This is a genomic window from Micromonospora gifhornensis, assembly GCF_016863515.1.
GTDB lineage: Bacteria > Actinomycetota > Actinomycetes > Mycobacteriales > Micromonosporaceae > Micromonospora > Micromonospora gifhornensis.
Map to the genome: position 1 here is coordinate 174,729 of NZ_BOPA01000018.1, position 23,034 is coordinate 197,762.

16 protein-coding genes and 1 pseudogene are annotated in these 23,034 nt (G+C 71.3%); 6 read left to right on the forward strand and 11 right to left on the reverse strand.

The window, feature by feature from the left end; translation table 11 throughout:
* Nucleotides 1-2: 2 nt before the first annotated feature.
* The 6 genes from Vgi01_RS13250 to Vgi01_RS13275 all read right to left on the reverse strand — a co-directional run bounded on the left by Vgi01_RS13250 (nucleotide 3) and on the right by Vgi01_RS13275 (nucleotide 9,774).
* Nucleotides 3-1,121 carry a threonine aldolase family protein gene (locus Vgi01_RS13250; protein WP_204291193.1) on the reverse strand — a complete coding sequence of 373 codons (1,119 nt, stop codon included), beginning with the start codon at nucleotides 1,119-1,121 and terminating at the stop codon, nucleotides 3-5.
* A gap of 135 nt (nucleotides 1,122-1,256) precedes the next feature.
* Nucleotides 1,257-3,140: a Xaa-Pro dipeptidyl-peptidase gene (locus tag Vgi01_RS13255; protein ID WP_239088933.1), complete on the reverse strand. Its 1,884-nt coding sequence runs from the start codon at nucleotides 3,138-3,140 to the stop codon at nucleotides 1,257-1,259.
* Between the two features lie 187 nt (nucleotides 3,141-3,327).
* Nucleotides 3,328-4,974 carry a bifunctional 3-(3-hydroxy-phenyl)propionate/3-hydroxycinnamic acid hydroxylase gene (locus Vgi01_RS13260; protein WP_204291194.1) on the reverse strand — a complete coding sequence of 549 codons (1,647 nt, stop codon included), beginning with the start codon at nucleotides 4,972-4,974 and terminating at the stop codon, nucleotides 3,328-3,330.
* Nucleotides 4,975-5,074: 100 nt separating this feature from the next.
* A complete protein-coding gene (locus Vgi01_RS13265) occupies nucleotides 5,075-8,287 on the reverse strand; it encodes an ATP-binding protein (RefSeq protein WP_204291195.1) in 3,213 nt (1,070 codons plus the stop codon).
* Nucleotides 8,288-8,397: 110 nt separating this feature from the next.
* The gene (locus Vgi01_RS13270; protein WP_204291196.1) at nucleotides 8,398-8,916 is read right to left on the reverse strand and encodes a DinB family protein; all 519 of its coding nucleotides are present in this window, start codon (nucleotides 8,914-8,916) and stop codon (nucleotides 8,398-8,400) included.
* Between the two features lie 129 nt (nucleotides 8,917-9,045).
* Nucleotides 9,046-9,774 carry a DUF305 domain-containing protein gene (locus Vgi01_RS13275; RefSeq protein WP_204291197.1) on the reverse strand — a complete coding sequence of 243 codons (729 nt, stop codon included), beginning with the start codon at nucleotides 9,772-9,774 and terminating at the stop codon, nucleotides 9,046-9,048.
* 243 nt (nucleotides 9,775-10,017) lie between these two features.
* Between Vgi01_RS13275 and Vgi01_RS13280 the strand changes: the two are divergent.
* Nucleotides 10,018-11,433 (forward strand): annotated as a pseudogene (locus tag Vgi01_RS13280) (LVIVD repeat-containing protein); the annotation flags it as partial.
* A 376-nt stretch (nucleotides 11,434-11,809) separates the two neighbouring features.
* Here Vgi01_RS13280 and Vgi01_RS13285 read toward each other — a convergent pair.
* Complete coding sequence (locus tag Vgi01_RS13285; protein ID WP_204291198.1) at nucleotides 11,810-13,414, reverse strand: hypothetical protein; 1,605 nt, start codon at nucleotides 13,412-13,414, stop codon at nucleotides 11,810-11,812.
* Between the two features lie 428 nt (nucleotides 13,415-13,842).
* Complete coding sequence (locus tag Vgi01_RS13290) at nucleotides 13,843-14,307, reverse strand: aminoacyl-tRNA deacylase (RefSeq protein WP_204291199.1); 465 nt, start codon at nucleotides 14,305-14,307, stop codon at nucleotides 13,843-13,845.
* A gap of 117 nt (nucleotides 14,308-14,424) precedes the next feature.
* On the opposite strand from Vgi01_RS13290, the gene Vgi01_RS13295 reads away from it, so the two are divergent.
* From Vgi01_RS13295 to Vgi01_RS13305, 3 genes are all read left to right on the forward strand, one after another.
* A complete protein-coding gene (locus tag Vgi01_RS13295; RefSeq protein ID WP_204291200.1) occupies nucleotides 14,425-14,799 on the forward strand; it encodes an MmcQ/YjbR family DNA-binding protein in 375 nt (124 codons plus the stop codon).
* A 26-nt stretch (nucleotides 14,800-14,825) separates the two neighbouring features.
* On the forward strand, nucleotides 14,826-15,566 hold the full coding sequence (locus Vgi01_RS13300) for a DUF4184 family protein (RefSeq protein WP_204291201.1): 741 nt from the start codon (nucleotides 14,826-14,828) through the stop codon (nucleotides 15,564-15,566).
* Nucleotides 15,567-15,631: 65 nt separating this feature from the next.
* On the forward strand, nucleotides 15,632-17,968 hold the full coding sequence (locus Vgi01_RS13305; RefSeq protein ID WP_204291202.1) for an alkaline phosphatase family protein: 2,337 nt from the start codon (nucleotides 15,632-15,634) through the stop codon (nucleotides 17,966-17,968).
* On the opposite strand, the gene Vgi01_RS13310 is transcribed toward Vgi01_RS13305, so the two are convergent.
* Both Vgi01_RS13310 and Vgi01_RS13315 read right to left on the reverse strand, forming a co-directional pair.
* Nucleotides 17,889-18,482, reverse strand: coding sequence for a DedA family protein (locus Vgi01_RS13310; RefSeq protein ID WP_204291203.1), 594 nt, complete (start codon nucleotides 18,480-18,482; stop codon nucleotides 17,889-17,891). The two genes, Vgi01_RS13305 and Vgi01_RS13310, sit on opposite strands and share 80 nt — an antisense overlap.
* Nucleotides 18,479-19,342 (reverse strand): MBL fold metallo-hydrolase, encoded by an 864-nt coding sequence (locus Vgi01_RS13315; protein WP_239088934.1) that lies wholly within the window; start codon nucleotides 19,340-19,342, stop codon nucleotides 18,479-18,481. Before Vgi01_RS13315 ends, Vgi01_RS13310 begins: the two co-directional genes overlap by 4 nt.
* Nucleotides 19,343-19,555: 213 nt before the next feature.
* On the opposite strand from Vgi01_RS13315, the gene Vgi01_RS13320 reads away from it, so the two are divergent.
* Nucleotides 19,556-21,391 (forward strand): family 43 glycosylhydrolase, encoded by a 1,836-nt coding sequence (locus tag Vgi01_RS13320; protein WP_204291204.1) that lies wholly within the window; start codon nucleotides 19,556-19,558, stop codon nucleotides 21,389-21,391.
* A gap of 45 nt (nucleotides 21,392-21,436) precedes the next feature.
* On the opposite strand, the gene Vgi01_RS13325 is transcribed toward Vgi01_RS13320, so the two are convergent.
* Nucleotides 21,437-21,814, reverse strand: a complete 378-nt coding sequence (locus Vgi01_RS13325; protein ID WP_204291205.1) for an MmcQ/YjbR family DNA-binding protein — start codon at nucleotides 21,812-21,814, stop codon at nucleotides 21,437-21,439.
* A 431-nt stretch (nucleotides 21,815-22,245) separates the two neighbouring features.
* Between Vgi01_RS13325 and Vgi01_RS13330 the strand changes: the two genes are divergently transcribed.
* Nucleotides 22,246-22,992, forward strand: a complete 747-nt coding sequence (locus tag Vgi01_RS13330; RefSeq protein ID WP_204291206.1) for a class II aldolase/adducin family protein — start codon at nucleotides 22,246-22,248, stop codon at nucleotides 22,990-22,992.
* Nucleotides 22,993-23,034: the final 42 nt, after the last annotated feature.

Here is a 23,034-nt window from a genome sequence, read left to right on the forward strand (position 1 = left end):
CGTCAGGCAGCGTGCTCGAGCAGTCGGTGCAGCAGGTCGACGACCTCCTCGGCAGTGAACGCCATGGCGTTCTCCCCGACGGTCACCTCGAACGCGCACCGGTGCGGGTCCGGCGCCGACCAGGTCCGGCGGAGCATCTCGACGCCGGTCTCGGCGAGCAGGGCCGCGGCGGCCCGCTCGGCGGCGGCCGGCCCGACGGGCAGGTGGATGTGGAACAGCGGCGTCTGCGGCGGATCCGGCACCACCCGGGCCACCCCGTCGGCCGTGATGGCCGCGGCGATCGCCAGCGCGTGGTCGCGGTAGGCCGGCAGGCGGGGCAGGCGGGTGTCCAGGCCGTGCAGGGCGGCCAGCGCGAGCGGCCAGGCGTCGTAGACGTCGCCACCGAGCCGCCGCCGCCAGATCCGGGCTTCGGCCATAACGTCGGCCGGCCCGGCGAGCACCGCACCACCGGTGCCCTGAAGACCCTTGTAGAGCGAGACGTACGCGGTGTCGAACAGCGCGGCGATCTCGGCGAACGGCCGCGCGTAGTACGTCTGGGCCTCCCAGAGTCGGGCACCGTCCAGATGGGTCGCCGCACCGCGGTCACGTACCGCCGTGGTCTGGGCGACCAGGTCGTCCCACTGCGGCAGTTGGCCGCCGATGTCACGCTGCGGAAGCTCCCAGACCACCGCCGCGAGCGGTTCGCCGACGGCGACCAGGTCGTCGTGGTCCATCAGCCGGTGCCGGTCGCCGGCCGGATGGCAGTGCAACCCGTGTACGACGGCGTACCCCCGATGTTCCCAGACCTCCAGGTGGGTCTGCGGGTGGGCGGCGAACGCCCGGCGTCCCCGGCAGTCGGCGTGGATGCGCAGGGCTACCTGTTGCGCCATCGTCCCGGACGGGAAGAACAGCGCCTCCTCCTTGCCGAGCAGCGCGGCGATCCGCCGCTCCAGGGTGGCCACCGGTCCGTCCGGCCCGTGAGGTGGGGTGTCGGCGTCCACCTGCGCCAGCATCGCGCGCAGCATCTCCTGGGGGCGGCGATGCAGTTCGGAGTGCAGCACCAGGGACCGTCGCACGGTCCGACACATGTCGGTCGCCGGGCGTCGGCCGGAGTCCTGCGAGGTACGTGGCTCAGCGTTCATGCCGGCACCCTACCTTGTTGCCAACTATTGGCAATAGCAAGGTAAAGGCGACTGGTGCTGGTCGGGGCAGCGAGCGGGCCCGCCACCGGCGTACCGGCGGCGGGCCCGTGGATCGCCCGGGTCGGGGCTAACGGCTCAGAAGGCGAGGGCCTTCTTGCCGCCGACCACCGGCAGGCGCAACTCGCTGTGCTTGGGCGCGACCCGCAACTCGGTGCCACCCAGGGGCAGCAGGGTGTGCGCCTGGTCGGTGGAGAAGACCACCACGCCGATGCGGTGACCCGCCGGGAAGACGTAGTCCTTCGGCTCCAGGGTCCACTTCAGGTCGTACAGCTTGCCCTGCTTCAGCGGCTCGCTGCGCGCCGCGTCCTTGCGGTTCTGCGGGTCGAGCCAGCCGCGGGTCACCACGGTCGGCGCGACGGTCGAGCCGGCCGGTCCGTAGTTGACCAGGTACGCGGTCAGGTTGGCGTCCGGCTTGTTCTCGATCGCCATCCGCAGCCGCATCTCCGCGCGCCCGGAGATCCGGACGTCCTGGGTCAGCTCCGGGGTGAGGTAGGCCAGCCGGTTCGGGTTGGCCACGTCCGGCGCGGCGACCAGCGCGTTCGGCGACAGGGTCCGGCCGTTGTCGACGAAGCTCTGCTCGACGGTGGCGTCCTTGGGACGCTTGCCGGCGATCAGCGAGCCCGGGCTCGTCGCGTCGGTCGCACCGAACGCCAGCTTGACCTCACGAGTGGCCGGGTCCGGCCAGTTGGCGTACGTGGTGTTGACCCGGTTCTCGCGCTGCACCACGGTGTTGGGTTCGTCCATGATGCCGTTGGGCACGTTCCACAGCCAGAAGTCGAACCAGCGATTCTCGGTCTGCTTGTACGTCCAGGTCTTACCGTCGGGCAGAGTCACCGCGGCGGTGTTGCCCGGCGCGCTGTGCCCACCCTGGTGCAGCCAGAGCTTGCGCGGCACCTTGTGCTTGGCCAGCTCGTCCCACCAGCCGGCGAACTGCTCGGTGCGCACGTTCCAGTCGTTGAGGCCGTGCACCACGAAGACGCTGGCCTTGACCTTCTTGGCGTCGAGGTAGTCGCGGTCGGCCCAGAACTTCGAGTAGTCGCCGGTGATCCGGTCCTGCTTCTCGGTCAGCTCGGCCATCTCGTCGGCGCAGTGGCCCTCGGCGCGGGCCCGACCGGCGGTGTACTTGGCCAGGATGTCGGCGTCCTCGCCCTGGTAGCCGCCGGGCGCGACGACCAGACCGTTGGCCCGGTAGTAGTCGTACCAGCTGCTGATCGCGGCGACCGGCACGATCGTCTTGAGGCCCTTGACCCCGGTGGTGGCGACCTGGTTGGGCAGGGTGCCGTTGTAGGAGGCGCCGGTCATGCCGACCGCGCCGGTGCTCCAGTCGGCCTTGACCGGTGCGCCGTTGGCGTCGTAGCCCTTGGCCCGGCCGTTGAGCCAGTCGATGACCGCCTTGGTGCCCAGCGTCTCGGCCTGGTCACCGCTGGTCGGGCAGCCGTCCGAGTCGCCGGTGCCGACGCTCTGGCCGAGCACCACCGCGTACCCGCGCGGCACGTAGTAGTCGTCCAGCTGGCCGGGCAGGTTGGGCTTGGTCACCGCGCCCTGCGTCTCGTCCTCGGCGGACAGCGACGCGGCCCGGCGGGTCAGGCCGTTCTGCGGCAGGTCGTCCACCAGCACGCTGTGGTAGGGCACGCTGCCCCAGGTGCCCTTGCGGTAAGGGCTGTGCTCGAAGATGACCGGCACCTTGAAGCCTTCGGTGGCGGTCTCCCGAGGACGGGAGATGTCGATGGCGACCCGGTCACGACGGCCGTCGCCGTCGGTGTCCACCGGAGTCTCGACATACACCCGCTCCTCGATCGCGTCGGCGAGCGAGAAGACCGGCTGGGTCATGCCGTCGCTGACCACGATGCCGGGGGTGGTGGAGGCGGGCGCGGGTTTCGCGGCGACCGGGCTGGCGCTGAGCACCAGGGCACCGGTCACACCCACGCCCACCAGGGCTAGATGGGGGGTTCGACGCACGTGTGGTTTCCCTTCACTCGGCTGTTGGCCGATGTCAACCAGGGGGTCACGGTTTGATGATCCACATGCTAGACCTGGTCACCCTGCCGGCGGCACCCCGCTCACCCCGCTGACCGGCGGAAAGTCGGAAAGGGACGGTGATGTCCCGGCCGTTTGGTCGACCTCGGACGCTGCGCCCGCTGACCGATCAGATCGACCGGGCCACAGCGACGGTGTCGGGCGTACCGAGCGCCGCCGCCAGGGACGGCAGCATCGCGTCGTCCGCTGCGGACCCGAGGGCGTAGACGAACCGGTCCGGCCGCAGCACCACCGCGTCGCACCGGTGCCGACGCAGCCACGAGACGATCACGCCGTCGACGTCGACGACGGGCACCTGCGCGTCATCGGGCTCGGCACCGGCCGGGGCCGGTCCCGTGCTGCCTGCCGGATGCACCACGACGGTGCGCACCGGCACCCCCGGCCAGCCGGACCCGCCGGCCGGCACCGCCGTGCCCAGCAGGGCGAATCCGGCACCGAGCACCTCGTCAAGCAGGACCGGGTCGGTCGACCCGGCCACGGTGACCCGGGGCTGCGGGAACATCGTGCCCACCGCACCATGGCGCCGCCCACCGGCGAACAGGCCCCGGTCGTACGCGGGCAGGGGTTTGAACTCGAAACGCCGCACGAACCGGCGGACCCGGGGCACGGTCTGCACCGCCCGCAGCGCGGTGTCCCGCAGCCAGGCGGCGGGGCGGCTACGGGCCAGGAACACCCGTCCGAGCCGGACGCTGGTGTCCGCCATCGCCGCGGTGTGCCCACGCCGTTCGGCCTCGTAGGTGTCCAACAGCGCGGGGTCGGCGTCGCGGCCGAGCACCAGGGCGAGCTTCCAGGTCAGGTTCGCCGCGTCGCGTAGCCCGCTGCACAGGCCCTGCCCGAGGAACGGGGGCATCTGGTGGGCGGCATCGCCCAGCAGGAACACCCGCCCCTCCCGCCACCGCTGCGCGATCAGATGGTGGAAGGTGTAGATCACCGCCCGAGTGACGGTGAACCGGGCCGGATCGACGTACGGCGCGACAAGTTCGGCGATCCGCTCCGGACGGGTCATGTCGGCCTCGGTCTCGTCCGGCTGGAGCATGAACTCGGCCCGGTAGCTGCCCCGGGCGCCGGGGGAGACGAACGCCGGCCGCCGCCAGTCGCAGACGAACGTGGTGTGCGGCGCACGGATCGCCTCCGACGGCACATCACCGGAGACGGCCAGCCACGGTTCGGCGTAACTCGCCCCGGTCAGCGGGATGCGTACGGCCGCGCGGGTGGTGCTGCGGGCACCGTCGCAACCCAGCACGTACCGGGCCTGCACCGGGTACGACTGCCCGGTGGCCATGTCGCGCAGCACCAGGTGCACCCGGTCGTCGTCCTGGTAGAGGCTCACCAGTTCGGTGCCCAGCCGCAGCTCGACGTGGTCGTACCGGTCGAGCCCGCACCGCAGGACCTGCTCCAGGCGCGGCTGATCGAAGAAGTTCAGCGGCGCGTGTCCGAACCCGAAGTCCACCTGTGAGAAGTCGATGGTGGCGAAGGTCTTCCCGGCGGCGTTGACGTAGTCGGCCCGGGCCGGCTGGTGCAGGTCGGCGCCGATCTGGTCGAGCAGGCCCACCTGCTGGTAGATCCGCAATGCCTCGTCGTCGCAGGAGAACGCCCGGGGTTGACCGTGCGGCGTCGTGCTGCGCTCCACCACAAGTGTGCGCACCCCGCGCAGGCCGAGCAGGTTCGCGGTCAACGCGCCGACCGGACCGCATCCGACCACCACGACGTCGACGTCTGCGGCTGCCGGCTGCGGTGCTGGCTGAGCGGGCTTCATGACTGTTCCTCCCACACCGTTGCCCGGTGTGCCCGGGCCGGATCTGACGGTGCTCAGCACAGCAGTCGGGTGTGGAAGACGCGTGGAGTTGTTGTGGAGGTCAGCTCGACCGGCCGTCGAGCTGCGGTGGGAACCGGGCCAGCAGCAGCTCGGCGCCCTGTTCCTCGGCGAGGCGGGCACCGGCCGCCAGCGCGGCCGGGTCGTCGCGGGCGATGCCGCGGATGCGGTGCAGTTCGGCGGCGAACACCGTCTCACCGAGCCGGTCCACCACGACCAGGCCCTCCTGCGCCAACGCCGCCGCGGTGTCCCGGTCACCCGCGGCCAGGTACGCCTCGGCCATCGCGGTGAAGGTGACGGTGCGGGTGGCGCGCAGCCCGGGACGGTAGATGCCCTCCACCGCGACGCGCATCGCCGCCAGTCGGTCCGGGGCACCACCTCGGGCGGCGGCCCACTCCCGGAAGAACCCACCGGTGGCCACGAAGTGCGGCATGCCGTTGGCCGCGCCGATCTCCTGGCATCGGGCGGCGGCGGCCCGCACCATCGGCACGTCCCGTTCCTGAACGCCCGTCCAGGCCGCGAACAGGGCGGCGTTGGCCCGACCGTACGGGTCGTCCAGCCGCTCCGCGAGCAGTTCGGCGTCCCGGATGTCGCGTCGGGCCGCCACCGGGTCACCGCGCAATGACCTGACCAGGGCCCGGAAGTTGTGGGCGGCCAGCACCGGCAGGCGACCCACCTGCCGGCCCAGCAGCCGCGAGTCCACCGCCCCGAGCCGGTCGATCGCGGCGGTGAGCCGCTGGTCGGCCTCGTCGAGCCGACCGGTGAAGTAGCCGACCACCCCGAGCAGGTACTCACCGGCCGCCACGGTCAACTCGTCGGTGTCGGTGCTGGTGTCGGCGTCGGTGTGGGTGGCGGTGGTGGTGCCGGCTCGGCAGAGTCGCTCGGCCAGCTCGGTGCAGCCGGCGTAGTCGGCCTGGTTGGCGGCCAGCTCGCCCAGCGCCCACAACGCCGGTCGTACGTCGGTGTCCGGCCCGACCAGGGTGAGCAGCTCGCGGGCCCGGGCGCAGACCTGGTCGACGGCGTCGGCGCCGACGCCCACCGTCATCTGCAGCAACGCCGCCCGATGCAGTTGCACGTCGAGTTCGGTGCGGGCCGCCGTGGCGGAGCCGACGGCCCGGGCCAACCGGTGTGCCGCCCGGTCCAGGTGGCCGAGTGCGTCCTCGTAGGCGAACCGCCGGGTGGCGTCGTCGGCCGCCGCCAGTGACCACCGCAGGTGGTCCGCCTCGTGACCGAGTCCGGTGGCCTGCCCGTAGTGGCGCGCCAACTCGGCCGGGCCGACCACCCCGGACCGTTCGTGGACACCGGCCAGCCGGGCGTGCAGAGTGGCCCGCCGAGGTGGCGGCAACTCGGCGTAGGCGACCTCCGCGAACAGCGGATGACGGAACCGCACCCCGCCCGGCTCGGCCTCGGTGACCAACTCGGCGGTGTAGGCCGTGCTCAGCGCCTCGGCGACGGCCTCCGCCGACAGGTCGAGAACCTCGGCCATCGTGGTGGCGTCCAGATCGTCACCGGCCACCGCGAGCAGGGCCAGGCAGTCGCGGGACGCCACGGGCAGCCCACCGAGGCGCAACCGGACGGTGTCCCGGATGCTCGGCGGCAGGTCCGTGCCGGCCGGATCGGCGCGGGCACGCAGCAGTTCGGTGATGAAGAACGGGTTGCCGCCGGTGCGGGTGACCAACCGTGCCAGCGCCGGCCCGGCCGGTGGCGCGCCGGTGCGTCGCCGCACCAGGTCGGCCACCGCGTCGGTGGTCAGCCCGGTCAGCCGCAGTCGACCGAAGCCGGGGCCGCGGGCCAGTTCCGCCACCGTGGCCACCAACGCCGCATCGTGTGCGTACGGCCGCAGGGTGGCCAGCACCAGGGCGCGGGTGCCGGGCAGCGCGGTGGTGAGGAAGCGCAGCAGCAGCAACGAGTCCGGGTCGGCGGCGTGCAGATCGTCCAGGACGATGAGCAGCCCGGCCGGCTCGGCCGCCGCGCGGACCAGCTCCGCCACCGCCTCGTACGCCTGGAACCGGGCCGCCGGATCGGGGCTGACCTCGTCGGTCGCGTCGTGGGTCGGCCCGGCGGCGAACCCGTCGAGCCCGCGCACCGTTGCGCTGGCCCCGACCTGTGGCATGGCCACGAGGCCGCGCACCACCTGCCGCCACAGCCAGAACGGCGGCGCCTGCCCGAGGTCGGGACAGTGTCCCCACACGACCGCGACGCCGTCGGCCTGGGCGAGGGCGCTGACCGTCGCGGCCAGGCTGGTCTTGCCGATCCCCGGTTCGCCGACCACTATGGCGCTGCGGCCGTGCTCGCGGGTCGCCCCGGCCAGCGCCGCCACCAGCCGGGCCAGCTCCGCACCCCGACCCACAAGCGCTCCCGCCGGGTCACCCGACACCACCGGCACGAGACGCGAGCCGGTCCCCACCTGCGCCGGCACGCCGGGCGCACGGGTCATGCCCTGCGTCGCTGTGGCGAGCGAACCGGTGCTGACCTGCGCCGACAGGGGTGCAGCGGCGGGCGCGACCGCCTGTTCCAGGATCAGCGTGTGCAGCTCGCGCAGGTGTACGCCGGGATCGATTCCGTACTCGTCGACCAGGATCCGGCGGCCCTCGTCGTACGCGGCCAGCGCCTCGGTCTGCCGACCGGCCCGGTACAGCGCCAGCATCAACTGGGCGCGGGCGGTCTCGCGGACCGGATGGGCCGCCACGAACTGACGCAGCTCGGCGAGGACAGCCGCGTGCCTGCCGGCGGCGACGGCCGCGGTGAACCGTCCCTCCTCGGCGATGAGTCGCAGCTCGGCCAGCCGCGCCGCCTCGGGACGCACCGCGGCCAACTCGGCCGCTCCGGTCATCGGCTCGCCCCGCCAGAGGCGTAACGCGTCGTGGTAGTCGCGTTCGGAGGCTGCTGGCTCACCGGCGCTCAGGCGCTCCGCCGCCCGGTCCACCAGGTGCCGGAACCGGGTCGCGTCGATGCTGTCGGGGTCGACTCGAAGCTCGTAGCCCTTCGACCGGCTCCGCAGGACGCGGGCCGCCTCGCGGGGGGAGCGGTGCGGCTCCACGGCCCGGCGCAGCCCCGCCACGTACGTACGCAGGGTGATGTCCGCACTGGGCGGTGGTCGGCCGTCCCACAGCGCGTCGACCAGCCAGTCGGCGGCGACGAACCGGTTCGGCCGAAGCAGGAACAGCACCAGCAGCGCCCGGTGCTTGGGCCCACCGAGCGGCACCATCCGCCCGTCCCGGACCACCTCCGGCGGCCCCAGCACCCGGAACTGCACTCCACCACCATCTTCGGCCCGACCTGGCCCGGCCGAGTATGCCAGCTGACTGCTCCCCGGCCTGTCGCCTGGCGTACTGAAAGGACTGAGATCCGCCGGTGCTCCAGCCGTCAGCCCATGCTCTCGGCGCCGTCGATGGCCTCGCGGATGATGTCGGCGTGGCCGGCGTGCTGGGACGTCTCGGCGATGAGGTGCAGCAGCACCCGGCGCGCCGACCAGCGGACACCGGACTCGAACCACGGTGCCTCGGGCAGGGGTTGACTGGCGTCCAGATCGGGCAGGGTGCGGATCAGGTCGTCGGTGTGCGTGGCGACCGTGTCGTAGGCCGCGAGGATGCCGGCCAGTGTCTCACCGGGCAGCATCTGGAACGTCTGCGCTCGCCGTTCGAAGGTGGCCGGGTCGGTGGCGCTCGGCATCGCCGTCGGACCGAGCTTGATGAAGCTCGTCCAGGTCTGCTCGGTGTCGGCGACGTGTTTGATCAGCCCGCCGAGGCACAGCTCACTGACCGTGCTGCGCTGGCCGACCTGTTCGTCGGTGAGATCACGGGTGGTGTTGCGCAGGAAGAAGCGCTGCAGTTGCAGCGCCTCCAGCAGGTCGGCACGCTCGGCCGGTAACGGCGGCTCGGTCATGGCGGGTCCCTTTCGTCGGTTTCAGCCCGCACGCTATCGGCCACCCCCGACATTGCACGCCGTCGTTCCGACAAGCCCCGCTGGCCCCGACGAAGGGCGTGGCTGGTCGACGTCGCCCGTACCCGTAGGTCAGTCTTCGCTGGCCAGCACCTGGCGCATCCGGTTGATCTCGACGTTCTGCTCCACCACCACGCTGCTGGCCATCTCGTTGATGAGGGGTTCGCTGCCGAGCACGAGCGCCTCGTTGGCCATCTTGATCGCACCCTCGTGGTGTTCGGTCATCATGGCGACGAACATCCGGTCGAACTCGGCGCCGCGAGCGGCGGTGAGACGGTTCAGCGCCTCCGCCGACTGCATGCCGGACATCGTGTGCTGGTGGTCGCCGCCGGAGTTGCGGTCCAGGCCGCGCTCGGCCAGCCAGGTCTCCATGAACTTGATCTCGGGCTCCTGAGCCGCCAGCATGCGTGCCGCGATGCGCTTGAGCTGCTCGTTCTCGCCTCGGTCGGGGACCAGTCGGGCCATCACCAGCGCCTGCTCGTGGTGCGGGATCATCATGGTGACGAAGCGGATGTCCGCGTTGTTGTGTGGCTGGCGCGGCAGGGCCGGCACCTCGTTCGCCGGCGCCGTCCGGGCCTCTTCGCCGGGACGGCCGGGCATCACCACCGGCGCGGTGGAGTCGGGCAGGCCGGGCAACTCGATGGCCTGCGTCGGGCTGGCGGTCGCCGCCGGCTCCGATGTGTCGTCCGGCATCAGGAACAGCACTGTTGCCCCGACGGCGAGCACCGCCAGCACCGCCAGTTCGATCAGCACGACCGCCCGCGACTGGCGGAGAACCTTACCTATCCGTACGCCTTGCACGACTTGCCTCCCGCCGTGGACCCGAGGTTGGCCGGGATCGTAACGCGGCCTGCGGATATGACAGCAGGGGTTGAGGGCGTGGAAAAGACGTCATTAGTCGTTCCTGCGGTTGTTCGTGCTCCCGGTGTTGCCTAATCGTGATCATGGCGTTCGGTCTACTGTGGCCCAAATCACAAAAATTCCCGGTGCCGCAGGTTATCGTCCCGCTACCCCCAATTCACCCACGACGAAGGGTGTAACTACATGTCACAACCGACCGCGCGAGGGAAGCGGAGGGCCGTCCTCGGCCTCGCCGCCACCGGCGCCCTCCTCCTCAGCACGGTCGCGGCGGCGCCGGCAAGCGCCGCCGCGAACGTGATCCCGGGCGTTGACGAGATCGTCAGCAGCACCAACCTCACCCAGATCGCCAACGTGCCGAAGCTCGGCGCCTTCGCCGCCGAGTCCTCGTACAACAGCGACCTGGCCTTCCAGGGCGACCACGTGTTCGCCGGCAACTACAACGGGTTCACCGTCTACGACGTCAGCACCCCCGCCTCGCCGCAGGTGGTCAGCCAGGTCGTCTGCCCCGGTGGGCAGGGTGACCCGTCGGTCTTCGGCAACCTGCTGTTCTTCGCGGTCGACTCGCCCCGCAGCGACGACTCGTGCAACAGCGGTGCCGGCTCGGTGGCCAACCCGGACCACTGGGAGGGCGTCCGGATCTTCGACGTCAGCGACAAGGCGAACCCGCGGTACATCAAGTCGGTCCGCACCGACTGCGGTTCGCACACTCTGACGCTGGTCCCCGGCAAGGACAAGGTCGTCGGCAAGGGCCCGAAGGCCAAGACGGTCAAGGCGACGGACCTCTACGTCTACGTCCAGTCCTACAGCCCGTCGGCGACCGCGGCGTACTGCAAGACGCCGCACGACAAGATCTCGATCATCAAGGTTCCGCTGGCGAACCCGACCAGCGCCTCCGTGGTGTCCACTCCGGTGCTCTTCCCGGACGGCGGCGGCGCCCGCACCAGCGGCTGCCACGACATCACCGCCTACCCGGAGCTGGACCTCGCGGCCGGCGCCTGCATGGGTGACGGTGTGCTGATGGACATCTCCGACCGGGAGAACCCGGTGGTGCTGAGCCAGGTCCAGGACACGAACTTCGCGTTCTGGCACTCGGCCACGTTCAACAACGCCGGCACCAAGGTGCTGTTCACCGACGAGCTCGGTGGCGGCAGCGGCGCGATCTGCACCCCCGCCTACCGGGACAACCAGGGCGCGAACGCGATCTACGACATCGTCGGCTCCGGGGCCAACCGCCAGCTGGTCTTCAAGAGCTACTTCAAGATCCCGCGGGAGAACAGCACCCGGGAGAACTGCGTTGCCCACAACGGCTCGCTGATCCCGGCCATGGGCCGCGACATCATGGTCCAGGCGTGGTACCAGGGCGGCATCTCGGTGATCGACTTCACCGACTCCGCCAACCCGTTCGAGATCGCCTACTGGGAGCGGGGTCCGCTGTCGGACACCCGGAACATCCTCGGTGGATCCTGGTCGGCGTACTGGAACAACGGCTACATCTACTCGAACGACATTCAGAAGGGCCTGGACGTCCTCAAGCTGGACGACCCGCGTACCAACAACGCCCGGGCGATCGCCTTCGAGGAGCTGAACCCGCAGACCCAGCCCAGCTACCCGGCCTGCACCAAGGTGCTGACCGGTAAGCAGAAGAAGGGCAACCTGGAGGTCAAGTCCGGCATCACCTGCATGGACGGAGCGACCCAGAACGGCTCGATCAAGGTCAAGGAAGGCGCTGGCCTGATCATCTTCAACTCGACGGTGAACGGCTCCATCGACGCCAAGAAGGCCTCGGTGGTGTCGATCGTGGAGAGCACCGTCAAGGGCAAGGTCAAGACCGAGGACATGGACCACAAGCACTGCCACGTCCACAAGAGCAAGGTCACCGGCGGCGTGCACAAGCACTGATCCGGTACCTGTCAACAGCACTACAAACTCCGGCCCGGCGGTCTCCCCGCCGGGCCGGAGCCCTTGGTGATCGGTGTCAGTCCCGACACAGGGGTACGTCCGGCTCGACGACGGTGCGGTTGATGATGTCCTTGCTGACGAAGGTGGCCTCCTTCGGGATCGGCACCCCGAGCACGACCTCGATCGCCTTGGCCAACGGCGCGGAGACGTTGAGGCCCTCACCGGCCCGCGCGGTCACCACGAGCGTGGTGCCCCGACACTTCACCGCCGGCCCGGCCAACGGCAGACCCACCCGACCGGCCGCCGAACCGTTTGTCAGCCCCAGCGAGGCCACCACGCCGACGAACGGCCCGGCGCCGGCCACCGGCAGACCGAGCATCAGACCGAAACGGAACTCCGCGGCCACCACGATTGCCTCGACGCCGACCGACACCCCCCGCAGCGACTGCATGATGCTCTCCTGCACGGAGAAGGTCGGGGTGAGCACCGAGCCTCCTTCGTAGCCGATCGGTCCGGTCAGGCCCCACCGGCCGGTGCCCGAGATGTTGCCGTTCTTCGCGGTGAACGCCGTCTGGACGAGGAACTTGAACGTCTGCTTGAGCGTCGCCGGGAAGCCGCCGATGATGATCGGCTGCGACAACTCGATCGGTAGCTCGATCCGCGCCTTCTTGTTGTCACTCAGCCCACCCTGCGCGCCGGCCGCGACGGTGATGGCGAGGCCGTGCACCCCGTCGATGCGGAACCGAGGATGGGGGATCACCCCGTTTGTCACCTTCACGTTGCCCGACAGCCGCAGGTTGTCGAGGAGCAACTGGATGTCGAAGTCGACCTTGAGGCCGGAGGCCGCCGTGCTGTGCTGCGCGGTCAGACCCACTTTGGTACGACCCAGGTAGGCGGTGACGCCCCACCCGCCGATCTTGCGTTCCATGCTGTGGGCCGCACCGCCGCCGCCGGGTGCGCGAGCAGGCCCGAGCACGATCGGGGGTACGGCGATCCGCAGGTCGGACAGCTCGCTCTCGTTCGCGCCCAGCCCGAGCGCGCCGCCTGTGCCCCCGCGCAGGTCGAGTGTGCCGCCGCCCATGCCCCCGCCCAGGCCGATGGCGTTGCCGGTCAGGCCGGTGGCGTCCGCCGCGTCGGGCAGGACGGGGGTTGCCGGTGCGTCCTCCTCGACCACCTCGCCGAGCAGGTCGGGCAGGGGGCTGAACTGCTGCGCGGTCAGGTCGAGCGGCTGGTCGAAGGTGATGTCCGCGTCGCGGACCACATCTGTCAACTGCACCGGGGCCAGGGTGACCGCCCGGTCGCCGCCGGACTTCTCCACCCGTACCACCCGGCCGACCGCCTGACTGGTGGCGAACATGATCTTGCCTGGCTGGAGTTCGTCCGCGCCGGGGGCGTCACCGTCGACGACATAGGTGAACCCGTCGTCACTGACCGAGCGGATGGCCTTGCCACCGCCCTCGACGAGCACCACGTCCGGCTGGTAGACCACGGAGTCGTCCGGCTTCGGGGCGTACCCGTACCGGTCGTCGGCGTCCCCGCCGCCACCTGGCAGCTTGACCGCGCTGCATCCGGCAGTCAGCACGACAGCGCAGGTCAGGACCAGTGCGCCGCTCACCCAGCGGCGCACGGCGACCGCGTCGAACCGGCCGCCGAGCCGGCCCGCGAACGGAGTTCTGAGCATCCTCCGACGCTATGCCGTCCGGCCTTACGTCGAATCCGGTGTTTCCCTACGAATCAGTGCTCACGGCCGGCCCCGCACCAACGGCACCACCCGGTCCGTCCTTGCGCCCATCCGGTCGAGGAGAGCATCGGCACGTCGATCGTCGATGTGGTTGGCCCGGGTGGACCTGGGCATGTCTGCACCGGAAGGACTCCCCGTCCCAGGTCGTGTGGAGGAAACGATGCCAGCAGGATCGAGTCCCAAGCGGGAACGGCAGTACGAACACATCAAGGCCAGCGCCAAGAAGCGTGGCGTGGGGGAGGGCCGCGCCAGCACCGGGCCGCTGCCGCGGCGCGCCGTTTCGCCGAAACGGCGGGGTACGCAGTGGTGGGATACCGCCGTTTCAACGAAACGGAGTCGATCACCGTCCGCTGGAAGCAGGTCCGCTGTCAGGCGGCGGGGTCGGTGATGTCGGCGAGGGTGGCGGCGAGTGCTGCCACAGCGGCGTCGGCCTCGACGAGCACCGCCGTACCGTGTCGGCCGGTACCGAGGGTGATCGTGCGGCCCCGGATCCGCTCGTCGGCGACGACCGGCCATCGGGTCGTCGCGCCGAAGGGGGTGATGGCACCCCGCTCGTAGCCCGTCACCGCCCTGGCCGTGTCGGCGTCCGGCAGGGACAGCCGGTTCACCCCGAGCAGCGCCCGTAGCCGGGGCCACGAGATGACCCGGTCACCCGGTACGAGCACGAACAGGTAGTCGTCGTCGCCGCGGCGCACCACAAGGGTCTTCACCACGTCGGGAACCGCCACGCCGAGGGCGGCCGCGGCCTCGTCGAGGCTGCGGACCGGACCGTGTTCGACGACCTGGTGGCGCAGGCCGGCTGCGGCGAGTGCGTCGAGAGCCGGCGTGGACACGACGACAGCCTATCGTCGCACCCGTCGGCGCAGGTCGGTACGCGGCCGACGTCGTGATGTCGGACCCACGCACTAACCTTGGCGGCATGCAGCAGGCTGTGTCCGGTGGGAGCCACGATGGCTGACGCCGACGACGTGCGGCGCCTGGCGCTGGCGTTGCCCCAGGTGGTGGAGATCGACAGCGACGGCTTCGACTTCCGGGTCGCGGACAAGGGCTTCGTCTGGTCCTATCCTGAGCGTCGCCCGGGCGAGCCCCGCACCATCCGCACCGACATCGCCGTGCTGTACGTCGGTGACGAGGCCGAGAAGCAGGCGCTGCTGCTGGGTGAGCCGGAAACCTTCTTCACCACCCCCGGCTACGACGGGCTGCCCCTGGTCATGCTGCGACTGGCGCGGGTGGACGCCGAGCGTCTCGCCGAACTCGTCACCGACGCCTGGCGGATGCGCCTCCCGGAGTCGGTCGCGGCCGAGGTCGACGACCGGTTCGGCTGACGGGCACCGACCACTAGACTTCCGCGGTGCCGTTGACCTTGCCCTCGCATCTGGCGGCGGTCCTGCCGCTGAAGCTGTGGCGGCCACGATGGTTCGACGGGGTGGCGTTGTCGAGCGGTGCCGTGGCACCGGACGTGGCACACCTGATGCACCGGGCGGACGGGCCCGGCTTTCCCGACACGCACACCTGGCCCGCGTTGCTCTGGTGGTGCCTACCCGTGGCACTGGCGTACGCCTGGATCTTCCGGTCCTCGATCGGCACTGTCGCGGCACACCTGCCGCGGAATCGCCGGTTCGGGTGGTGGGTCGACGGAGCGCCGGCGGGCGGCGGCCATCGCTTGTGGGTCACCGTCACCTCGGCGTTGCTCGGTGCGGCCAGCCACCTTGCCTGGGACTGGCTCACCCACACCGACGACTGGCTGCTTGTGGTGTTCGGTGTCCGTTGGTCGAGCGTCACCGACGTCGCCTGGTGGACGGTGTCGGATCTGACCAGCACCGTGCTCGGTGCCGTCGTCGCGATCTGGTGCCTGGCCCGTCTCGGGCGGCCCGACGCCAGGGGAGCGGACAGGCCCGAGCGGGCCACTCGCCCGAAGGCATTCTGGGGCGCCGTCACCGTCGTCGCCGCCGTGGGCCTGGTCACGGTGCCGATGCTGCCGGGCGCGTCGTTTCCCGCCGCCACCGGCGTACGCCTGATCCACCTCGTCGGTGTGGCGTTGCTGGCCGGTGTCCTCGCGGTGCGGTGCTGGCCGACCCGTCGGTCCGGCTGAGCGCCGACACCGTCCACCGCCCGGCCTTTTGGATCTTGTTGGTTCGGCTGTGGCATGGTGGCGGGATGGAACCGCAGGTGGCTGCCGGACAGGCTCAACCCGAGACCGTCCGGCTCGGCCTGCGGATGTTGCGCGACTACCATCGCCCGACCCTCGCCCGGATGCGGGCGCTGCTGCGCAGCATGGTGACCTCGTTCGTGGTGCTCAGCTCGACGTTCTGGCTGCTGCCCGGGGTGACCACCACCGGCCTGGTCGGGTTGTTGTGGCTGGTCGGCCTGGTCACCGCGGTCGGTGCGGTGTTGCGCCCGCTGCTGTTGGCGCTGGCCACCGCGCTCGGCGGGCTCGGTGCCCTGGCCATCGGGGTGGGTGTCCAGGCCATCGTGATGTACGTGGCGTTGCGGCTGGCGCCCGAGGCGCACGTGGCCGGGTTCCCGGTGGCGTTCGCCGCCGCCTGGTTGGCCGTGGCGCTCGCCGCGATGGTCAACTGGCTGGCCGACGCCGGCACCGACGACTCGTTCGTCAGCGAGATGCGGCGGTTGATGAGTCGGGTCCGTCGTAGCCTGGACGGCCGCCCACGTTGGCGGCCGTGGCGTCGGGCCGCTGCCACGTCCACCGACGACGCCGAACCGGCCCACGGTTTGTTGATCATCCAGCTCGACGGGGTGGCCGCGCCGGTGGTGCAGTGGGCGGTGCGCGCGGGCAACCTGCCGACCATCGGTAGCTGGCTGCGGTCGGGCAGTCACCGGATGACCCGCTGGCACACCGGGCTGCCCGCCACCACCCCCGCCGCGCAGGCGGGTCTGCTGTACGGCGAGGTCGACCACGTGCCGGCCTACCGGTGGTACGAGAAGGCGACAGCCGACGGTGAACCGGGTCGGCTCGTGGTCACCAGCCGTCCCCGGGACGCGGCAGAGGTCGAGCGGCGGGTGTCCACCGGCCGGGGTCTGCTGCGCGACGGCGGCGTCAGCATCAGCACCGCCTTCTCCGGTGATGCTCCCACCAGCCTGTTCACCATCAGTCGTGCCGGGCTGCCCGGGCGGTCCACCCCGGGCTACGCGGCCTTCATGACCAGCCCGTACGGCTTCGCCCGTGCGGTGGTGCTCGGTGCCGGTCAGGTGTTGCGGGAAGTGCACGGGGCACGGCGGCGGCGGGTACGCGGCGTGCAGCCCAGAGCCGACCGGGGCGGCTCCTACCTGGCGCTGCGACCGTTGGCCAGTCTGCTCAGCGACCTCAACGTCGCGCTCATCGCCGAGCAGATGGCCCGGGGCGCACCGGTGATCTTCTGCGATTTCGTCGACTACGACGAGGTGGCCCACCACGCCGGCCCGGCCCGCCCGGAGGCGATGGCGGCCCTGGAGACACTCGACCACACGCTCGGCATCCTGCACCGGCTGGCCGCCGAGGGGGCCCGGCGCTACCACGTCGTGGTGCTCAGCGACCACGGGCAGAGCCAGGGTGCCACGTTCCGCCAGCGCTACGGCGAATCGCTGACCCAGCTGGTGCGGCGGCTGACCGCCACGCAGGAGATCCTGCCGGCGCCGGTCGACGACGAGCCGGGTGGCCGCCCCGAGACGTGGGAGCGGGTCGACCGGCTGCTCACCGAGGTCACCGGCCGCAGCGGGATGACCGCCACGGCGACCCGGGTGGCGGCCCGCTCGGCGGCCGGAGCGCCGGAGGCGGCCGAGCCGGCGCCGGCCGTCGACCGCAACGAACCGGAGACCGTGGTGGTGGCCTCCGGCAACCTGGCGATGATCTACCTCGCCCACCATCCGGGGCGACTGACCCGCGACCGCGTCGACGCGGTGGCCCCGGGGTTGATCGATGGCCTGACCGCTCATCCCGGCATCGGCCTGGTGGTGGTCGACTCCGCCGCCGGCCCGCTGGCCATCGGCGCGCCGGGAGTCCACCGGCTGTCCGACGGCCAGGTCGACGGCGACGATCCGCTGACGCCCTACGGGCCGCGAGCCCGCCACGACCTGCTGCGACACCAGCAGATGGCGCACGTCGGTGACCTGGTGGTGATCAGTGCGGTGGAGCCCGGCCTCGAGGAGGTGCCGGCGTTCGAAGAACTGGTGGGCAGCCATGGCGGGCTCGGCGGGTGGCAGAACGAGGCCGTGCTCATCCATCCCGCCGCCTGGCCGCAGGAGGGCGAACTGGTCGGACCGGACGCGGTGCACCGCCAGTTGCTCCGCTGGCTGCACCGGCTCGGCCTGCGCCAACCCGACAACCCGGCCAACCCGACCAGCCCGGCTAACCCGACCGGCCCGGCCAACCCGACCAGCCCGGCTAACCCGACCGGCCCGGCCAGTCCGACCAGGCCGGTCAGGCCGGCGGAGCCGGTGACGCTGGTGGCGGAACCGGCAGCGGGCGTCGGCGTCCCCACCAGCCCAGTGCCTGGCTGATCAGGACCACGATCAGGATCGCGGCGACCACGCTCTGCCACGGTTCGGGGAAGACGGCCCGACCGAGCACGCCGATCGCGGCGTACAGGGCCGACCACAGCAGACTGGCCGGCAGGTTGGCCACGGCGAAACGCCGCCAGGGCAGCCCGGACACCGCCGCCGCCAGGAGCACCGGCAACCGCCCGCCGGGGATCAGCCGGGACACCAGGAACATCGTCACCCCGCCCTCGCGTACCCGCGCCGACACCCGGTCGAGCCGGTTCGGGCCGCGCAGCCAGCGCAGCCGCCGCGCGAAGCGCTCCCCGCCCCAGCACATCGCCAGGTAGACCGCCAGGTCACCCACGTACGCCCCGATCGCCCCGGCGAGCACGACGAGTAGCACGGTCACCGGATCCTGGTGTGCGGCGAGCGCGGCGGCGCCGGAGACCGCCGCGCCGGTCGGCACCACCGGGACGACGGCGCCGAACAGCACCACCACGGTGAGCCAGGCCAGTGCGCCGAGCGTGGCGGTCACGACTGACGCACGGTGACGGACTGACCCGGGCACAGCACCACTGTCCGGGTGCCCGGGGCGAGGGCCGCGGCGTGCCGCGCGAAGTCGTCGCCGGGGTGCAGGAACCGGTCGGGGCGGATCCGGTCGCAGCCGATCGGCCAGAAGGTGCCGTAATGGATCGGCACCGCGCAGGCTGCGGCGGCGCGGCGTACCGCCTCGGCCGCCGCCGGCGGGTCGAGGTGACCGGGCCCGAGGGTGGGACCCCATCCGCCGACCGGGATCAGCGCCAGGTCGACCGGCCCGAGGTCGGCCATCTCGTCGAACAGGCCGGTGTCGCCGGCGAACCAGGTGCGGGCCTGGCCGTCGATCAGGTAGCCGATGGCGGGTGCCTGCTGCCGGGACCAGGGGCCACGGCCGGGATGGTGATGCGCGGGTACGGCGCGGACCGTGACGCGGCCGATGGTGATCTGCTCGCCCGGCGACAGTTCCGTGCAGGTGCCGGCGGCCGGGCCGAGGACCCGGCGGACCAGCCGGGCGGCGCCCGCCGGCACCACCAGCGGGGTCCGGGCGGGCAGCCGGCGCAGCGACGCGAAGTCCAGGTGGTCGGCGTGCAGGTGCGACACGAGTACGGCGTCCGGTGCACCGGGCAGCCGGGGGAGCGGACCACGTCGACGGCGGAGGTGGGCCAGCCGGTCACGCAGCAGCGGGTCGGTGAGCAGTCGGGTGCCGGAGTCCTCGAGCCACACGGTGCTGTGTCCGTGCCAGGTCAGTGCGACCACACCGTCACCCGTACCCTCGCCATGCCTGCCACCGTATCCGGCCGCTGGTCGGGCGCCCGCACCCGCCACCGGCCGACCCTGCACCGGCGGGACGGCAGGCATCGACGGACTTCTTGTTATGTGATCGCTCACATGTTAGCGTCGCGTGCGGGAGCCAAGAGGGCCGATGACCCGATGTTGGCGCTAACATTCGCCGTTTTCGGTTGGCTCGACCGGCTGTCGACGTCGTGGTCCCGCCCCACCCCGCCCCGCGCGGCGGTCCCGTCCCGGACCGGCTGGGCGTCGGACCTCTTCCACCACCCTCAGGAGTCCACAATGGAACCCGTACCCCTGCGCGGCCGGTCGGTCGGACGGTGGCTCGCCTGGCTGGCCGTCCCGCTGATGCTCGTGACGTTCCTCGCCGCACCGGCGAAGGCGGACAACCCCTTCGTCCAGCACGTCTACACCGCCGACCCGGCGCCGTTGGTGCACGACGGCCGGCTCTACGTCTACACCGGCCGCGACGAGGACGCCTCGACGTACTTCACCATGAAGGAGTGGCGGGTCTTCTCGACGACGGACATGTCGAACTGGACCGACCACGGGGTGCCGATGAGCCTGAGCACGTTCGCCTGGGCGGACGCGAACGCCTGGGCCGGGCACGTGGTTGCCCGCAACGGCCAGTTCTACTGGTACGTGCCGGTGCGGCAGCGGTCCAACGGGCAGATGGTCATCGGGGTCGGGGTGTCGAGTTCACCTACCGGCCCGTTCCGGGACGCGCTCGGCCGCCCGCTGGTCGGCAACGGTGAGATCGACCCGCACGCCTTCATCGACGACAACGGTCAGGCCTACCTCTACTGGGGCAACCCGAACCTGTGGTACGTCCGGCTCAACCAGGACATGATCTCGTTCTCCGGCAGCCCGACGCAGATCCCGCTGACCACCGCCGGCTTCGGCACCCGCACCGGCAACTCCAGCCGTCCGACGCTGTACGAGGAAGGTCCCTGGGTATACAAGCGCAACGGCGTCTACTACAACGTCTTCGCGGCCGAGTGTTGCAGCGAGTTCATCGGCTACTCCACAGCACCCGGACCGACCGGACCGTGGACCTACCGGGGGACGGTCATGCCCCGGCAGGGCGCCAGCTTCACCAACCACCCGGGGATCATCGACTACGCCGGCAACTCGTACTTCTTCTACCACAACGGTGCCCTGCCCGGCGGCAGCGGCTACACCCGTTCGGTGGCGGTGGAACGCTTCTCCTACAACGCCGACGGATCGATCCCGGTGATGAACATGACCACCGCCGGCGCGCCCCAGATCGGCACCCTCAACCCGTACGTCACCCAGGAGGCCGAGACCATCAACTGGGGCAACGGCATCGAGACCGAAGCGTCAAGCGAGGGCGGCGTGAACGTCGGGTTCATCGAGAACGGCGACTGGATCCGGGTCCGGGGCGTCGCCTTCGGCACCGGCGCGTCGTCGTTCACCGCCCGGGTCGCCTCGGCCACCAGCGGCGGCACCATCGAGCTGCGGCTGGACAGCGCCACCGGCCCGTTGGTCGGCAGCTGTGCCGTGGCCGGCACCGGCGGCTGGCAGAACTGGGCCAACACCTCGTGCACCGTCAGCGGCGCCACCGGCACCCGCGATCTCTACCTGCGCTTCACCGGCGGCAGCGGCTACCTGTTCAACCTGAACAACTGGCGGTTCACCGCCGGCTCGGGCAGCGGCGGAAACCTGCTGGCCAACGGCACCATGGAGAACGGCACGACCGGCTGGTCGGTGTTCGGCAGCGGAACCCTGTCGTCGGCCACCACAGTCGTCCGCAGCGGGTCGCGGTCGCTGCTGCACTCCGGGCGCACCGGATCGTGGAACGGCCCCAGCCAGGACGTGACCTCGGCGCTGACCAACGGCCGGACGTACACCACGACCCTGTGGGTGCGGTCGCAGAGCGGCACGCCGTCGGTGCGGCCGACCCTGGCGGTGACCGCCAACGGCGCCACGAGCTACGTCCAGCTCACCCCGGCGGCGACGGTGAACGCCAACGGCTGGACCCAGCTCACCGGTACGGCGACCGTGTCGTGGAGCGGCACCCTGTCCAACGCCCGCTTCTACGTCGAGACGGCCTCGGGCACCGACAGCTTCTACCTCGACGACGTGTCGTTGCAGTGACCTGACCGTGGTGGGCCCGACCGTGGCGTCGGGCCCACCACGTGCTCAGCCCGGTGCGGCGGCCGCGTCGAGGCGGGCCACCAGCGTCTTGGGTGCCACGACCCGGTAGCTGTCCTCGATGACCTCGGCCACCTCGTCGGCCTGCACGCCGGTGTCGAGGCGTACGCCCACCCAGCCGCGATGCCCCACATAGGGCGGCCGGAAGTAGACGTCCGGGTCCGCGGCGATCAACTCGGCGGCCGAGCCGGGCGGCGCCGCACACCACAGGTGCGGGAAATCGTTGTGGTGGTGGCCGTCCGGCCACAGCTGCGCGAAGCACTTCTTGTCGCGGACGAACCAGGTCGGCGTGCCATGGCTCAGACGTTCGCTGACCTCGGGCAGCCCCAGGCACACCTGACGGATCGTGTTCACCGGGTCGATCATCGTCTCACCGTACGGCAGTGGTGTGACCGACTCTACCGTCTCGCGCAGCGCGAGTCCCGGCCGGCGGCGCTGGGGCGCAGGTCACAGGCCCACCCGTCTTGATCGCCCATAAATCCTACGGGCATACTAGGGTTATGCCTCTGCTGCTGACCGCCCGCCGCGCGGTCGACTACGGCCGCACCGGCAGCGCGCTCTGTCCCGGCCGCTGACCCGGTAGCGGGTCGCCGACGCCGCAATCGGCGCGGCACCAATCCTTCAGCAGGGCCCACCCCACGCCGCCGTCGGACGCTGCCGGCAGCCCTGGGCTTCCCGCACACCCGCATCGGATCCCGCTGCGTCCTGCCTGTGCTCGCCACAACCCTGATCACCGCCTGCGCGCCGCACGGCGCGCGGATCCGGCACACCCCCATCGACGACAAGGCTGCTACGCCATGACTCTGCACACCCCCACACCCTCGACGCTGCGTCACGCCCCGTTCGGCGCCGACGAACTGGCCGCCGCGCGCACCGACCTGACCACCGGAATCAACCGGATCTTCGCCGCCTCGGCGATGTCCGCCAGCGGCCACGGCAACATCAGCGTCCGCCTGCCCGGACACGACAACCTGCTCGCGGTCAACGCCGGTGAACTGCTGCGTCCCTGGCCGGCGAGCGACCTGCGGGTCGGTCTACCGGCGTTGCGCACGGTCAACGACGAGGTCGTCGTGGTCGACCTCGACGGCGAGGTGCGGTACGGCGCGCCCAGCCCGTCGGTGGCCGCCATCCTGAAGATGCACGTCGGCGTCTACCGCACCCGCCCGGACGTCAACGCGGTCATCCACACCCACTCGCCGCACGCGACAAGCTACGCCCTCGCCTCGGTCAGCCTCCCCGCCCGCTACGAGGCGCTGCTGGTGTACGGCCAGGCGGTCGACGTCCCGGTCGCGCCCTGGGCGCCCCGCGGCACCGCCGAGGCGGTCCGCACCATCGCCGAGACGTACCAGGCCCACCCGCAGACGTACGGGGTGCTGCTCGGCAACCACGGCCTGCTCGTCGCCGGAGACGACGCGAAGCACGCCGCGAGCCTGGTGGTGGCCATCGAGGAGGCCGCCGAATCCAGCCTCGGCGCGCTCGCCCTCGGCGGTGTGACGCCCTTCCCGGACCACGTCAAGGACCTCGACCTGCGCCTGCGCTTCTGACCCGGCGTCGCCAAACCCCTCCACGACCTGAGAATCGAGATC